The sequence below is a fragment of the Sorangium sp. So ce321 genome, from assembly GCF_051530195.1.
In the GTDB taxonomy this organism is placed as follows: Bacteria; Myxococcota_A; Polyangia; order Polyangiales; family Polyangiaceae; genus Sorangium.
The window spans coordinates 6,935,221-6,949,738 of record NZ_CP150329.1 but is presented as its reverse complement, the minus strand read 5'-3'; the positions used below and the strand labels follow the sequence as shown (position 1 = coordinate 6,949,738).

Here is a 14,518-nt window from a genome sequence, read left to right as displayed (position 1 = left end):
GCCGTTGCCGGGGGTTGCGCGGGCGTCGTACACTCGCGCAACCTTCGGAACGGCATGGCGGAGCGAGATCCTCGTCCACAGGCAGCTTCTCCGGCGTGCGTGGAGCTGCCGCCCGCCGCGGCCGAGGTAGCGACCGAGCTGGACGCCGCCGAGGGCGCGCCCGGCGAGCGGACGGCGCCGGGCCAGGCGTCCCTGATCGTCCGCGCCGGCGACGGCGCGGCGCGGGTGATCGACATGGCCGACGGCGACGTCGTCGCGATCGGCCGCGCGCCGGAGTCCGCTGTCTGCATCGACGACCCCCGCGTGTCGCGCAACCACGCGCAGATCGCGCGGCGCGGCGACGCCCTCGCGCTCGCCGACCTCGGGAGCCGCAACGGGACCTCCGTGAACGGCGCCGTCGTGCGCGCGGCCGAGCGGGCCCTCGCTGGCGGCGACGTGATCCGCATGGGCCCGGCCGAGATCGTCGTCGCGATCGCCGCGCCGGCGCCCATCCAGGCGGCGCCGCCCGGGGCCGCGGCGGCGGAGCTGGAGGGCCCCTCGTCCGGTCAGGGCGCCGGGTTCGTCGTCGCGGACGAGGCGATGGTGAAGGTCTTCCAGGTGGTGCAGCGCCTCGCGCGCGCGCAGACCACGGTGCTCGTCCTCGGCGAGACCGGGTCGGGGAAGGAGGTCGTCTCCGAGCAGATCCACCGCGCGAGCCCGCGCGCCGGGGGGCCCTTCGTGCGGCTCAGCTGCGCGGCGCTGCCCGAGACGCTGCTCGAGAGCGAGCTCTTCGGCCACGAGAAGGCCGCGTTCACCGGGGCGGACCGCCGCAAGATCGGCTACTTCGAGGCGGCGCAGGGCGGCACGCTGCTGCTCGACGAGATCGGCGAGCTCCCCCTCGCCATGCAGGCCAAGCTGCTGCGCGTGCTCGAGAGCCGGCGCATGGCCCGGATCGGCGGCACGCAGGAGATCGAGCTCGACGTGCGCGTCGTGTGCGCCACGCACAGGGATCTGCAGGCCGAGGCGGCAGCCGGGAGGTTCCGGCAGGATCTCTATTATCGCATCAGCACGTTCGTCCTCCGCGTCCCGCCGCTCCGCGAGCGGCGCGCCGAGATCGCGCTGCTCGCACACCGCTTCGCGCGCCAGGTCGCCGAGCGCATGGGGGAGCGGGCGCCGCGGTTCGCGCCGGCCGCGATGAAGGTGCTCGAGGCGCACGCGTGGCCCGGCAACCTGCGCGAGCTGCGCAACGCGGTCGAGCACGCCGTCGTGCTCGCCGACGCCGGCGTCGTCGAGGTCGAGCACCTGCCTGCCTCCGTGGTCGAGGGCGGCGCAGGCCCCCCGAGCGCGGGGGCGCCGGCCAGCGTGGGGGCGCCGGCCAGCGCGGGGGCGCCGGCCAGCGTGGGGGCGCCGGCCAGCGCGGGGGCGCCGGCCAGCGCGGGGGCGCCGGCCAGCGCGGGGGCGCCGGCGGAGGCCGGGCCGATGCCCGCGCGCCTCGCGGAGCTGGAGAAGAAGAGCATCGAGGACGCGCTCGCCGCCGAGGGGAACAACCAGACGCGCGCGGCGAAGCGGCTCGGCATCTCCCGGCGCGCGCTGCTCTACAAGCTGGACAAGTACAACATCCGGCGCTGAGCGCTGGCCCTGCGCCCCGCGGGTGGAAGGGCGCGCGGGCGTCCATTGTCCTCGCAGGGCACGCGCCGACGCGGCGGCGAGGAGGTGGAGATGAGCGAGAGCGGAAGGCGTGAGAGCCAGGCCATTCGCGCCAACATGGCCCAGGCGTCGCCGGCCCTTCAGGCCTTCTTTCACGCCGAGCTCTCCCCGCAGCGGCGCCGGGCGGCCTCGGGCCCGCGCCGCGCGCGGGGCAGCCAGGCCTGGTGCCGTCCGAGCGCCTCGCCGCGAACACGAACAGCGCGGCCAGGAACGCGCGCAAGCGCGAGCGGAGGGCGCGCCGGAACGGCAAGTGAGCCGCCGCGCGCGCCGGGAGCGCAGGTCTATGGCGGGAACTCGTCGAACCGAGGATACGAGTCCGTGATCTGATGCCAGGCCGCCATCGAGGCGACGTGGATGTGGTGATCCGGCCGCTTCGCCGGCACGCCGTCGAGCGCGCCGAGCTGCACGTGCGCGAACGCCTGCCCGCGGACCACGTCGTACAGGGGCGAACAGCACTGCTTGCAGAGGCAGCGGTATCCGTTCTCGCTCTCCCCGAGCCGCAGGAGCAGCTCGCTGCCCGCCGTGACGCGGACCTTGTCGATCTCGATCCCGCCGATGGCGGCGCAGGCGGCGCCGGTGCGCCGCCGGCACCTCGAGCAGTGACAGTAGAACGCGTAGCTGAACGCGTCGTCGACCTCGAACTGCACGGCACCGCAATAACAACTCCCGCTCAACATCGCTCCTCCACCTCCCTCGAGCGCCGCTCCAGGAAGCGCCGCTCCGGCTCCTGCATCGTGGGCTCGCGCGCGCCTGTACCGCGCGGGTTTCCTCGCACGGCGCCGGCGTCCGCGTCAGGCTGCGTTGCCGAAATTGCGCGCCATCACCGGGGCGACGCTCGGGTGCGCCTCGGCGCGCTCGGCCGCCGCGATGGCGCGCGGCGCCACCTCGCGGATGCGATCCCGGCCCGGGCGCCAGCGCGAGAGCACGGATGCATAGACATCGAGCACGGTCATCTGCTCGCCGAGGAAGAACGGGCCCTCCCCGAAGCTCGCCTCGAGCGCGCTCCAGCAGCCGAGCGTGCGCTGCACGGTGGCCTCCTTGAGCTCGGCCTGCGCCGCCTTGTCCTTCACCCATCGCTCGGGGAAGTCCCCCACCGTGTACATGGGATAGATCGCCGAGGGGAAGTAGACGAGCCGCCGCAGGAACGCCGCGCGCCGCGGATCGCCCGGGCGCGGCGCGAGATCCGTGTCCGGGTGCCGCTCGAGCAGCCAGAGGACGATGGCCACGCTCTCGGTCATCACCGTGCCGTCATCGAGCACGACCGTCGGCACCTGGAGCAGCGGGTTCAGCGCCCTCAGCGCCTCGACCGCGGGTCCGGGCTCCCAGGGCGCCACCTCGGTGAGCTTGAACTCCTCGCCGAGCAGCGCACAGACCGCCTCGATCAAGGTCGAGCCGCACCCCTTGCACCCGTAGATCGTCAACATAGCTAGCGCACCTCCGTCCGGTGCGCCCCTCATAGCAGCGCCGCGGATCGCTGGGTAGCGCGGCGCTCCCCGCCGTCCGGATCAGCGGCGCTCCCGGATGCCGCGCCGCCATGCGCCGCGGTGGGGGCGCGGCGAGACGGAGAAGACATCGCGTCTCCCGAGGTCGAGCCGGGCCCGGGTGAACAGGCCAGCTCGCGCGGGCCCGCGTCGCGCCGGACGCGGCGCCGTTGTCTCAGGGCTCGGCCCCCTCCAGCATGTGGCAGTAGTTGCACGAGAACTCGCCTGTCTGCGTCGTCGGATCGAACCTCGGGATCTGGAGCAGGTCGGCCATCTCGGGCACGACCTTGTCGAACATGAAGTTGGTCCACTCCTGCCGCTCCGGGTGCTCCGGGTCTCCCACCCACTCGAGGAAGCCTTCCTCGCTGCCGGGGAGCGGGGCGATGCCCGCGCTCGGCATCGCGTAGCTGCCGTTGGCAACGCCGTCGCCGTGGCACGTCTCGCAATCCATGCTCTCGAACTTCGGGTCGTACGCGACGAAGACCTCCTTCATCCGCGGCATGACCACGTCGGTCATGTACTCGGTGCGCTCCTCGATGCTCATGTCCTGCCACGCGACCGGCTCCGGCCCCGGCTCCGGCTCGCTGTCGTCCGCCCCGCCGCACGCGGCGGCGAACAGGCACGCTGCCATCGAGATGCGCCGCAGGACCGCGTCGGTCCTCCTCGTCCGGCGCTCCGGGGGAGGCGAGCGATCGGGCTGCCCCGCCTCTGCCATCGCGTCGCTGGTCGCCGGTCCCACGGTGTTCATGGATCGCATCGTCACGTCTCCTTCTGATCGAGGCTGCGCGCCCGGCGGTCCCGGCCGGACGAGCCCTGGTTCTACGGTCACGACGAACGAGGGGGCGCGGGATCGACACGGCGGGCGAACTTTTTTTGCGTTGCATGCAAGTGCATGAAATTACTTGATTCTGTCGATCTTCCGCCCGGCGAGGCGCTCCGGGCCGGTCGCGCTCGCGCGCGCCGTCAGGGCGACAGGCCGGGCAGGGACGGCCGCCGGGTTCCCGGCGCCCCGGCGTGCACCGGGGAGCCTCGGCGGATCTGCGGGGGGAGCGGCCGGCGCTACCCGCTGCAGCAGCGGAATCCGATCGTGTAATCCGTGTCGTCGCGCTGTCGGACGTCGCGCGCGTCGCACCGGAGCTCGTCGAGCGAGCCGCCGCTGTCGAACGCTCCGCCGCGCGTCCCGCAGAGGTCGCCGGAGCCGGTGTCGCCGGAGCACGAGTCTTCCCACTCGCGGACGTTGCCGCTCATGTGCTGCAGGCCGAGATAGCCGCCCTCGCACGCCATGCTGGCGTCATCGCCGACCGGCACCGTCGCGTCGCCGTCGCCGTTGCACTGCTGGGCGTCGAACTCGCCGGTGGAGTGGGCGAGCGCGCCGCCCTTGCTGCAGGCGTCGAACCACTCGCCCTGCGCCGCCCCAGCGTCGCCGTACGGCAAGGGGCCGCCGTGGAGCTTGCCGCAGAGGCGCTTGCCCAGGCTCTTGCAGAAGGCGCGCGCGTCGCACCAGTCGACGCACGTGGCGGGGTACGGGTCGTCGGCGCGGCGGGCCGCGCACACCTCGGGGGCGCCGGGGCCGGAGTCGAAATCGAAGGTGCCGTTGAAGGCGCAGAACGGCTCCTGCGCCTCGATGTCCGGGGTCGTGGCGAGGAAGCGGCGGTAGGCGGCGTTCGACACCTCGGTCTGGTCGATGCAGAACGCGCTCTCGACGGTCACCATGCCGGCGGGGCACTGGCAGACGCGCGCCGCGCACGAGGCCGTCGCGCAGTCGGCGTCGGCCTCGCAGGGCTGGCCGTACAGGCACGACGCGTCGCCGGCGCCCGGCTCGCAGGTGAGGCCGTCCAGCGGGCGCACCAGCGTGCACGCCGAGGCGAGGGCTGCGGCGAGGGCAGCCGCGGCGGCGATGTGGGCGGGCGGCCGGCGGCTCATCAGAAGGCCCCCTCGACGCCCGCGGAGGCGCCGGCGACGAGCGGACGGAGCGCCGGCCGGAGCGCGCTCGCGCGGGCCGGCGACGGCGCGGCGGCCGGCCGGGTCAGGTAGAGCCACGCCGCGGCGCCCAGCGCGACGACGCCCACGCCGAGGCCGATGTCGGCCACCGCGTGCTGGACCCGGATGGCGCGCACGTCGTCGCCCCGGCAGCGCGGGGCGCACGTGGCGCGCAGCTCGGCCTCGGCGTCCAGCGAGAGCGCGCCCACGACGGCGAACACGCCGAGCCCCGCGACGCCGACGCCGCCGGCGGCCCACGCGAGCGGGGGGACCGCGCGCTCCGCGGGCGGCGCGACGGGCGGGGCGAGCGGAGGCGCGGCGAGCGGAGGCGCGGCGAGCGGAGGCGCGGCGAGCGGAGGCGCGGAGGACGCGGCGGACGGGGGCGCGGAGGACGCGGCGAGCGGAGGCGCGGAGGACGCGGCGGACGGGGGCGCGGAGGGCGGGGGCGTCGCGGCGGGCGGAGGCGCGGAGGGCGGGGGGGCGCCGGGCGGAGGCGCGGTGCGCGCGGCAGACGGAGGCACGCCGGGCGCGGCAGGCGCGACGATCGGGCGGGGCGAGGGCGGCGCGCCGGCCGGCGGGGAGCCCAGGATCACCGTGATAGCCCGGTTCTTCTCGCCCTCGCGGATCAGCACGCGCTCCTCGACGGCGGGGCCTCCCGCGGGCTCGTAGCGGAAGGTGTGCGGGCCCGGGTCGACCGGCAGCGCCTTGCCGTCGAGCGTCGCGGCGAGGAGGCGCCCGTCCACGAGCACGCGCACGTCGAGCCGCTCTCGTCCGCCTGCGTCTCTGGCGGCGATCACCACGGAGGGCAGGCTCTTCTCCACCTCGGCGAGCCATGGCCCGCAGTCGGCCACGGCGGCCGCCGGGCACGTCGGCTGCGAGCAGGCGATGAGCGCCTCGCGCGCCGCGATGAGCTTTCCGTCGCGGCGGAGGCCCTGCGCGCGCTCGTAGGCGGCAGCGCACGCCCGCTTGCTGGGCTGGGCGCGGGCGTCGATGCCGGCGAGCGAGAGCGCGGCGGCGAGGCACAGGGCGAGCGCGGGCCGCGCGCGGGCGGGAGAGGCGTTCATCGGCTCACAGGCACTCCGGCTTCAGCCGGCGTATGCCAGCCTTGTCCACGGTGTAGGGGGGGGAGCAGCGCTGGGCGTCGGCGCGGGTCGCGCGCGGCGCGGGCGCAGGGGCGCGCGCGCCCACGGCCGTGCGCGCCGGGCGCTGCGCGGGAGCCGCCGCGGGGGTGAGCGGCGCGGGCGGGGCAGGGGCCGGCGTCGCGCTGGCCGCAGCCGTCGTGCTGGCCGCAGCCGTCGTGCTGGCCGCAGCCGTCGTGCTGGCCGCAGCCGTCGTGCTGGCCGCAGCCGTCATGCTGGCCGCAGCCGTCGTGCTGGCCGTAGCCGTCGTGCTGGCCGCAGCGCTCGCTGCCGTCTCCTCGGCGGGATGGCCCTGCGACGTGGCCGCGGGGACCGCGCTCGCCGCCTCGTCCGGCCCAGAGGGGCCGCGGCGCGACCAGTGCGCCGCGAGCGCGGCCGCGCCGCCGAGGAGCACCACGCCCAGCGCGACGAGCGGGCGCTGGCGCCTCGTCGGGGCCCGCGGCGCTTCATCTCTCGGGGCGAGCGCCACGGAGGTCCCGCTGGACGTCGCGTACCCCGGCTGCGGTGCCGCCGCGGGGGCCACCTGCTCGCGGACGACGGCCGGGATCTCGGGTGCGGTCTCCGCCAGCCCCTGCGCCGACGGGCTTGGCGGCGCAGGCCCGCGCCCGTTGCCGTCGGCGTATGCGCTGTTTTCGCTGCCGTCGGCGTATGCGCTGCTGTTTCCGCTGCCGCCGGCATACGCGCTGCTGTTTCCGCCGTCGCCGTACGCGCTCGCCCCGCTCCCGCCGCCGCGCGCGGGGCCGCTTCCGGCCGCACCTGCGCCGGCCATCGCCGAGCTGCTCGGGCCCGCCGCCGACGCGCTCTCGATCTCCGCGACGCGCGTCGCCCGCTGCGCCAGCGCGTGGCCGGCGAGGTCCTCCACCCACTCGCCCACCGCGCGCGGCGACGCGAGCGGCACGGCCTCCTCGATGGCGATCGCGAGCTCGCGGGCCGTCGGGTAGCGGCCCTCCGCGTTCCGCTCCAGCGCCCGGAGGACGACCGCGTCGAGCGCCCCCGGCACGTGCGGCGCGAGCGCGCTCGGCGGCGGGATGGGGCGCTCGAGCACGGCGGCGATCAGGGCGGCCTCGTCGCCGCCGTCGAAGAGACGCTGGCCGGCGAGCGCCTCCCAGAGGACCACGCCCGCCGCGAAGACGTCGGTCCTCCGGGTCACGTCGCCGCACAGGATCTGCTCGGGGGCCATGTAGGCGAGCTTGCCCTTGAGCTGCCCGCCGCGGGTGATGCTGAGCCGCCCGCGCGCCTTGGCGATGCCGAAGTCGAGCAGCCGCGCCGTCCCGTCGACGCCGACGAGCACGTTCTCCGGCGAGATGTCGCGGTGCACGATGCCGAGCGGCTCGCCGGACTCGCTGCGCGCCTCGTGGGCCGCGTGCAGCCCGTGGAGCGCGCCGCACGCGACGCTGGCGACGATGGGCGGCGGCACCGGCTCGCCGCGCGCGCGCGCCGCCCGGAGCAGCCGCGCCAGCGACTCGCCCCGCACGTAGTCCATGACCAGGAACGCCTCGTCCGCGGCGATGAGGAGGTCGACCGTGGCGACCACGTTCGGGTGCTGGATGCGCGCGACGATGCGGGCCTCGTCGCGCAGGCTCTCGGCGATCTCGGGTGACTCGGCGAGCTGGGGGTGCAGCCGCTTGATGGCCACGGTGCGCGAGAACCCCGCCTCGCCGACCAGCCGGCCGAGGTGCACCGACGCCATCCCGCCGGAGGCGATCGGGCTGTAGATCAGATACCGGCCGATTCGCCTGGGCGGTGACGGCTCCGACGTCATGCCGGGGCGATGATACACGAGCCCGCGCGGCGCCGCCGCTGCTCGGCGCGCCCGGGCCGGGCCGCGGCGCGGCGGGCGTCTGGCCGGGCGACCTCGCGCGCTCCGGCGCGCTTGCGGTCGCCCCGCGCGGCACAAGCTTTCGCGCGGAGGCGGAGCACCATGGCACGCGTTGTATTCCTCGTGGACGAGATGTTCGAAGACTCGGAGTTTCAGGTCCCCTACGACCGCGTGCGGCGCGCCGGGCACGAGGCCTCGATCGTCGGCCTCGCCGCGGGCAAGCAGCTCACGGGCAAGAAGGGCAAGGTGACGATCACGACGGAGCGGGCGGCCGAGGACGTCTCCGACGACGACGTCGACGCGGTCGTCATCCCCGGGGGCTACTCGCCGGATCACGTGCGGACGAGCGTGGCCGCGGTCGGCCTGGTCCGGAACGCCTTCACGCAGGGCAAGCCGGTCGCGGCCATCTGCCACGCCGGCTGGATGCTCGCCGAGGCCGATATCGCCGACGGGCGGACCCTCACGTCGTGGCCGTCCATCAAGACCGACCTCCTGAACGCCGGCGCGCGCTGGGTCGACCGCGAGGTGGTCGAGGACGGCAACCTCATCACCTCGCGCAGGCCGGACGATCTGCCGGCGTTCTGCGACGCGCTCCTCCGCCAGATCGAGCGCGGCGTCCCTGCGCGCGCCGAGCCCGCCATGGCGCCCGAGGCTACCGCGCAGGAGCCGGCGCCAGGGCCTTGATGAGCCCGCGGTCCGGGCGCCGCCGGACCGTCAGGCGCGATGGGCCGTGCTCGGCTCGACGAAGCAGGCGCGGTACCCGTCGGGATCGGTGACGAGGACCTCCCGTGTGTGCCACGGCTGGTCGCGCGGCCCGTCGATGGCGGCGCCGGCCGCCGCGGCGCGCGCGGCGATGGTCTCGATGCCGAGGTCGCCTGTGGCGCTGAAGCACAGGACCACGCCGAGGCCGCGCTGGCCGGCGAGCGAGACCCCGGGCGGCGTGGCGACCAGGAAGAGATCGGCGTAGCGCGCCCAGCGCAGGTGGATGAACACCGGATCCTGGTGGACGCGGGTGAAGCCGAGGAGCTCGTAGAACGATGCGGAGCGCGCCGCGTCGGCCACGAGGAGCTTGACGTAGGCGGGCATCAGGTAGGGTTCGTCGCTGTGCATGGTCCCTGGGCGCCCAGATGTGCTGCGCGCACGGCCGGAAGGCAAGCCGCGAGCGCCGGGCGGGGACGGCGCTGTCTCGTCCTCGTCGTTCGGGTCCTCGGTGAGCCAGAGCCCGTCCCGCTGCGCCGTCACTGGCCATGGAGATCTCGCGGCCGTCGTGGGGGGGCATCGACGCGAGCTGCGTGTCCGGCCTGCTCTGCTGTCGTCTCTGCTTCGACTCCGACACACGAGGCGCGCGGAGGGCCCGTGATGGGCACAGGGCGAGTCTGCTCGTGAACGATTGTGTGAATGAATTGGGAGTGTCCTGGTAATGCACGAGGACTCCAGATAACACCGCGCGCGCAATGCCATCATGTGTCCCTTGGCGCCGTGGTGTGGTATCAGCGGTCGGCATGCAGTTCCGCCTCGATCAGCTCAGCAAGAACATCCTCCGGGACTTCTTCGTGCTCGTGGGCGCAGCCGAGACCGAGGTGGAGGTGCCGGCCGGGGACGCCCAGCGGATCGACGTCTGGCACGTGCCCGATCCGGAGCTGTTGCGTGCGCACCCCGAGATCGAGCCTGGCCTGCTCCGCTCGATGGCGGCCGAGGCGGGGATGGTGGAGGTCTTCAGCGCCGCGCCCGACACGGCCGAGTTCCACGATTGCCTGCGCAAGCGCTACCAGTGGCATCACACGCTCGAGCTGCGCGCGGAGCGCCGGCTCGACCTGCCGTCGGCGTGGCTCGTGAGCGCCGGGCGTCCGGACGGGGTGCTGCGCGACTTCGGGTTCGTGCAGGACGCTGCGGGTCCGGAGGGGCTCTACGCGGCGCCGGCGCCGGGGTGGCGGATCCGCACCGTGGTGATCGCGGAGCTGCCGCGCGTCAGGGGCACGGTGCTGCTGCGATTGCTCGGCTCGCCCCGGGTGCGGCGCGCGGCGCTGCGGGATCTGGCGGCGCTCCCCGAGGAAGCGTGGGAGCGCCGGGTGGCGCTGCCGTGGCTCGTTCGGTTAAGCTTCGAGGTGCCCGAGGAGCTCCTTCCTGGGCTGCCGTCCGAGGAGAGGGATTTCATCATGGAAACCCGCGAATGGTATGAGCAGTGGAACGCACGGAGAATGCAAGAGGCAAAGGAGGCGGAGGAGCGCGCTCAGCTGCGCGGGCATGAGCTCGGCCTTCAGCGCGGGCATGAGCTCGGCCTTCAGCGCGGGCATGAGCTCGGCCTTCAGCGCGGGCATGAGCTCGGCCTTCAGCGCGGGCAGCTGCAGATGGCTGCCCGGCTCTGCGCGATCCGGCTCGGCCGACCGCTGACCGAGGCGGAGACCACCGCGCTGGCGGAGCGGCTCGAGCGGCTGCACGAGGGCCGGGTGGGCGAAGTGGTCCTCTCGTTCTCGGCTGATGCGCTGGCGGGCTGGCTCGCCGATTCGAACGCGACGTAGCGCGGCGGCGCCGCCGGCCTGTCAGGACAGGAGATCCCGGCGGCCGCGCGACCTACTGCGCGGCCGTCGCCGCGGGCTCCACGACGCAGCGGATCCCGAGGAAGCCGCAGCGGTACGTCACCTCGAACCCCCCCGGCCGCGCCGTCCTGACGAGCGGCGGGATGCCGTCGCGCCAGCTGCCGCCGCGGGCGACGCGCATCTTGCCGTTGCCGTCGTTGGCGCTGGTCGTCCACTCGAAGACGTTGCCGGCCAGGTCCTGGATGCCCTGCGGGTTCGCGCCCGCGGGGAAGCTCCCCACGTCGCACGCGGTCTTGCGCACGGCGCCGCCGCCCGACCAGCAGAGCTGATCCTTCGGGGCCTCGCCGCCCCATGGGTACGGCCGCGCCTCCTCGCCGCCGCGGGCCGCCCACTCCCACTCGTCGTCGCGCGGCAGCCGCTTGCCCTGCGCCGCGCAGTAGGCCTCGGCCTGCGCGAAGTCGACGCAGACCATCGGCTGCTTCTCCTTGCCGGCCACGCCGTAGGTCGACGCTTCCTTGGCACAATTTGCCAATGTATCCGTACACTTGCCCGCCTTGACGCACGCGGCGTAGGTCTCGGCGGTGACCTCGGTCCTGTCCATGCAGAGGTCGCCCACGGTGGCCTTCACCTTGAGCGGGCCCATCACGAAGCTGCCGCCGGGCACACGCGCCATGCCGTCGGGACAGCCGTCCGAGGGCTTCGCCGGCGTGGCGGAGGCGGTGGCCGGATCCGCGCCGGCTCGCGCGGCGGTCGGATCCGCGCCGGCCGGCGCTGGCGTCGCGGTCGCCGCGGTCTGAGGCGGCGCCGGGGCGGTCGGCGCGCCGCCAGCGGTGTCCCCCGGCGCGGCCTGCGCCGCGGGCGCCGGCCCGGCGGGCGGCGAGCCGTCGGGGGCCGCGGGAGAGGCGCCGCACGCGGCAGCGAGGGCGCCGCACGCGGCGGCAGCGAGGAACAGCGAGGAGGTGGCGAGGGGCGGGGTGTGGGATCGCATGGTGTCTAGGAGGCGGTCACGGTCGGCGCCGGCTCGTCGTCGAGCCATTGCTCCTGGACGACGATCGCCGGCAACAGGGTGAACGGCCCGTCGTAGCCCGGGCCGAAGGTCAGGATCTGGATCACCCGCCGGTCGCCGCGGCGGATCGGGAACATCACCTCGCCTCCGCGGGGGAGCTCGCTGCCGCCGCGGGGCGGATCGATCCAGAAGGCCACGCCCTCGGTCTTCCCGCCGAGCAGCGAGATGGCCGAGACGGTGAGCTCGGGGCAGCGGATGCGCAGCCATTCCCTCGTTCGATAGGCGCGGCAGCCCGCGGCCGCGGGGCCGGTGCGGGAGAGGCGGACGCGCGGCGCGGCCTTCCACTCGGCGGCCGTGGGCTGCCTGGACGGCTCGGCCGGGAAGGGCTCGGCGTCGAGGGATCGCTCCTCGACGGCCTCGGGCGCGGTGGCCGGGGGCTTGCCGGGCGCGCCGGTGGCGGCTGCGGGCACGCTGGTGGCGGCGGCCTTGGTCTGCGGGCCGGGCGCGCCAGTGGCGGCGGCCTTGGTCTGCGGGCCGGGCGCACCAGTGGCGGCGGCCCCGGGCGCATCCTTGGTCTGCGCGCCGGGCGCGCCGGGCGCCGCGGCCAGGGTGCCGACCATGCCGGCGGCCGTCAGGACGAGCAGCGCGACGCGCGGCCTCATAGCGTCTCCAGGAAGGCCACGAGCGCAGCCCGGTCCTCGGGCGACAGGTGGCTCGTCTTGCCCATCCAGTCGGCGTTCTGCTCGATGAGCTCCGCCAGCGTGCCGGCGCGCCCGTCGTGCAGGTACGGCGGCCGCCCTCCCACGAAGCGCAGCGAGGGCGTCTTGTACTCGGGGCGGGGATCCTCGTCGTAGCCCGGAGGCGGCGGCCGCTTCGGCATCGGGTACGCCATGCGATCCGTGTAATCGCTCGTGGGCACGTGGCAGCGGGAGCACTTTGCCTCGTCGCTGTGGAAGATCTCCTGGCCGCGCTTCACGCGCTCGTCGGCCGCCCCCTCGGCGCGCGGCGGCGTCACCAGGCCGCGCCGGATGAACATCGTGAGATAGGTGGCCCGGGCCGCCAGCCCGGCCGGCGTGTGGTCGATCGGCAGCCCACCCCAGCGGTGCAGCCCCATGCCCGCCTGGAGCCTCGCGAGCAGATCCTCGTTCTCGCCGTGCCAGCCGTATGGGCCGGCCGCGCCCACGTTGCCGGCGAGCATCGGGGTGCGCCGCGGATAGCCCTTCCGCTTCGCTACCTCGGGGATGTTCTCCGGCCTGCCGACGAAGTTCGCGTGCTCGCCGTCGGCCGTGCTGAAGGTCGCCTCGCGCCAGACGTGCCCGTCGTCCCGCCCCTCGGGGTGGCACCCCGCGCAGCCGAGGTTGCCGCTCACCGTGGCGTCGAGCGCGCTGTAAAATAGCCGGCGCCCCTTCGCTACCTCGGGGCCGAGCGGATCGTCCGCGAGGTGCACGAGCGCCGCCGGCCCCTCCGCGGGCGCGGCGCCCGCCGGGAGCGCCGCCGCCGGCGCGGCGCCCGCCGCGACTGCAGTCGGCGCGGCGCCCGACACGCCTGCCGAGCCCGCTGCGCCCGCCAGCGCCACCGCCGGGCCCGCGACCGGGTCGTGCAGCCGGATCGCCGCCACGTCCCCCGTCGCGCGGCAGAACACCCACGCCGTTGCCTCGTCCGCGGACAGCGCCAGGCCCGTCGGCGCGCCGCAGGTGCCCGCCACGCGTATGTGCGGGTCGTAGCGGCCGCCGACCGGGTAGCTCTTCACGATCGCGAGCGTCGGATCCACGGCGGTCGCGTCCACCTCGAGCACGAGGTCGTCGCCCTCGCCCGCGACGAGCAGCGTGCGCGCGCGCTTGCGGTAGGCCACGGCGCGCGGCTGGGTGACGGGCGTGACGCTCGCGCCTGGCAGGGTGATGACGCTCTCCGGCGTGATCACCTGCTCCGCGAACGCCGACCTGAGCACCGGCAGGTTGCCGTGGTGCGGCGGGGCGAGCGGCTCGTCGCGGCCGGTGAGCAGCACGTCCACGGTCGCGGCGCCGAACCACGCGGCGTGGCCCATGGCGCCGAGCGCGTGCCGCGCCGCGAACAGGCGCCGCCCGTCCTCCGAGAGCGCCAGCGCGTAGCCCAGCGACGCGGCGAGCCGCTCGCCCGACGGCGCGCGCAGCGGCGCCGCGGGCAGCGCGACGCGCCGGACCCGCGGCGCCCCGCCGAGATCGTCGATCCGGGTGACGTCCGCGCCGACGAGGTGGCTCACGTACGCGGCGCTGCCGTCGGGCAGCACGGCGACGCCCCGCGGCTCGCGCGCCACATCGACGGTCCACCTCGTCTTTCCGGCCTCGAGGTCCACGGCCGAGACCTTGTGCGTCCACGCCGAGGTCACGATCGCCGTCTTCTCGTCGGGCGTGACCGCGATGCCCCACGCGTCCGCGGGCAGCGGGACGCGGCCGAGCTCGACGAGGCCGGCCGCCGCGTCCGGCCGCAGGATGAGCAGGAGCCCCGGGTCGCGCACCGTGGCGAGCACCCGCCCGTCCAGCGCCAGCACCTGCGCGGGCCTGCCCGGCGTGGGCACGCCTGCGCCGGGCCGCGCGGGGTCGAGCGGCAGCGGCACGACGCGCAGGACGCCGTGATCCTCGTCGGCCACGTAGAGCGCTTCCTCGCGCGCCGCGCGGGCGAGGGCGCCGCCCTCGCGGACCGGCGCGCGCAGGGCCGCGGCCGAGGCCGGAGGCAGGGGAGCGGCCGGCGCGCCCGCGCCGCCATCGGGGGCGGCCGCGCTGCCGGCCGGGCCAGCGCCCGCGTCCGTGCCGGGCGCCGGGCCGCTGGAGCAGGCGCTCGCAGCGAGCGCGAGGAGTGCGGCGAGAGAGCGTGTCGCGGGGTGGAGCAAAGGG

At 75.5% G+C, this 14,518-nt stretch carries 13 protein-coding genes; 3 read left to right on the top strand and 10 right to left on the bottom strand.

Annotated features, from left to right (window positions below):
• The first annotated feature begins 54 nt into the window (after nucleotides 1-54).
• Nucleotides 55-1,608 (top strand): sigma 54-interacting transcriptional regulator, encoded by a 1,554-nt coding sequence (locus tag WME89_RS25675; protein ID WP_438011709.1) that lies wholly within the window; start codon nucleotides 55-57, stop codon nucleotides 1,606-1,608.
• Nucleotides 1,609-1,967: 359 nt separating this feature from the next.
• Here WME89_RS25675 and WME89_RS25670 read toward each other — a convergent pair whose 3' ends face one another.
• From WME89_RS25670 to WME89_RS25645, 6 genes are all read right to left on the bottom strand, one after another.
• Nucleotides 1,968-2,363, bottom strand: a complete 396-nt coding sequence (locus WME89_RS25670) for a GFA family protein (RefSeq protein WP_438011708.1) — start codon at nucleotides 2,361-2,363, stop codon at nucleotides 1,968-1,970.
• Between the two features lie 114 nt (nucleotides 2,364-2,477).
• Nucleotides 2,478-3,110 (bottom strand): glutathione S-transferase family protein, encoded by a 633-nt coding sequence (locus tag WME89_RS25665; protein WP_438011707.1) that lies wholly within the window; start codon nucleotides 3,108-3,110, stop codon nucleotides 2,478-2,480.
• A gap of 232 nt (nucleotides 3,111-3,342) precedes the next feature.
• Nucleotides 3,343-3,915 (bottom strand): hypothetical protein, encoded by a 573-nt coding sequence (locus WME89_RS25660; RefSeq protein ID WP_438011706.1) that lies wholly within the window; start codon nucleotides 3,913-3,915, stop codon nucleotides 3,343-3,345.
• A gap of 311 nt (nucleotides 3,916-4,226) precedes the next feature.
• On the bottom strand, nucleotides 4,227-5,090 hold the full coding sequence (locus WME89_RS25655; RefSeq protein WP_438011705.1) for a formylglycine-generating enzyme family protein: 864 nt from the start codon (nucleotides 5,088-5,090) through the stop codon (nucleotides 4,227-4,229).
• Nucleotides 5,090-6,211, bottom strand: a complete 1,122-nt coding sequence (locus WME89_RS25650) for a hypothetical protein (RefSeq protein WP_438011704.1) — start codon at nucleotides 6,209-6,211, stop codon at nucleotides 5,090-5,092. Before WME89_RS25650 ends, WME89_RS25655 begins: the two co-directional genes overlap by 1 nt.
• 4 nt (nucleotides 6,212-6,215) lie before the next feature.
• The gene (locus tag WME89_RS25645) at nucleotides 6,216-8,048 is read right to left on the bottom strand and encodes a serine/threonine-protein kinase (protein WP_438011703.1); all 1,833 of its coding nucleotides are present in this window, start codon (nucleotides 8,046-8,048) and stop codon (nucleotides 6,216-6,218) included.
• Between the two features lie 159 nt (nucleotides 8,049-8,207).
• Here WME89_RS25645 and WME89_RS25640 point away from each other — a divergent pair, with 159 nt between their 5' ends.
• Complete coding sequence (locus WME89_RS25640; RefSeq protein WP_438011702.1) at nucleotides 8,208-8,789, top strand: type 1 glutamine amidotransferase domain-containing protein; 582 nt, start codon at nucleotides 8,208-8,210, stop codon at nucleotides 8,787-8,789.
• A gap of 30 nt (nucleotides 8,790-8,819) precedes the next feature.
• Here the strand turns inward: WME89_RS25640 and WME89_RS25635 are convergent, their stop codons facing one another.
• Nucleotides 8,820-9,215: a VOC family protein gene (locus tag WME89_RS25635; protein ID WP_438011701.1), complete on the bottom strand. Its 396-nt coding sequence runs from the start codon at nucleotides 9,213-9,215 to the stop codon at nucleotides 8,820-8,822.
• Between the two features lie 392 nt (nucleotides 9,216-9,607).
• Here WME89_RS25635 and WME89_RS25630 point away from each other — a divergent pair, with 392 nt between their 5' ends.
• On the top strand, nucleotides 9,608-10,624 hold the full coding sequence (locus WME89_RS25630; protein WP_438011700.1) for a hypothetical protein: 1,017 nt from the start codon (nucleotides 9,608-9,610) through the stop codon (nucleotides 10,622-10,624).
• A gap of 52 nt (nucleotides 10,625-10,676) precedes the next feature.
• On the opposite strand, the gene WME89_RS25625 is transcribed toward WME89_RS25630, so the two are convergent.
• The 3 genes from WME89_RS25625 to WME89_RS25615 are packed head-to-tail and all read right to left on the bottom strand — an operon-like array spanning nucleotide 10,677 to nucleotide 14,514.
• Entirely contained in the window at nucleotides 10,677-11,630 is a 954-nt protein-coding gene (locus tag WME89_RS25625) for a formylglycine-generating enzyme family protein (RefSeq protein ID WP_438011699.1), read from the bottom strand.
• Nucleotides 11,631-11,635: 5 nt separating this feature from the next.
• Complete coding sequence (locus WME89_RS25620; protein WP_438011698.1) at nucleotides 11,636-12,310, bottom strand: hypothetical protein; 675 nt, start codon at nucleotides 12,308-12,310, stop codon at nucleotides 11,636-11,638.
• Nucleotides 12,307-14,514 carry a hypothetical protein gene (locus WME89_RS25615; protein WP_438011697.1) on the bottom strand — a complete coding sequence of 736 codons (2,208 nt, stop codon included), beginning with the start codon at nucleotides 14,512-14,514 and terminating at the stop codon, nucleotides 12,307-12,309. Before WME89_RS25615 ends, WME89_RS25620 begins: the two co-directional genes overlap by 4 nt.
• Between the last annotated feature and the right edge of the window lie 4 nt (nucleotides 14,515-14,518).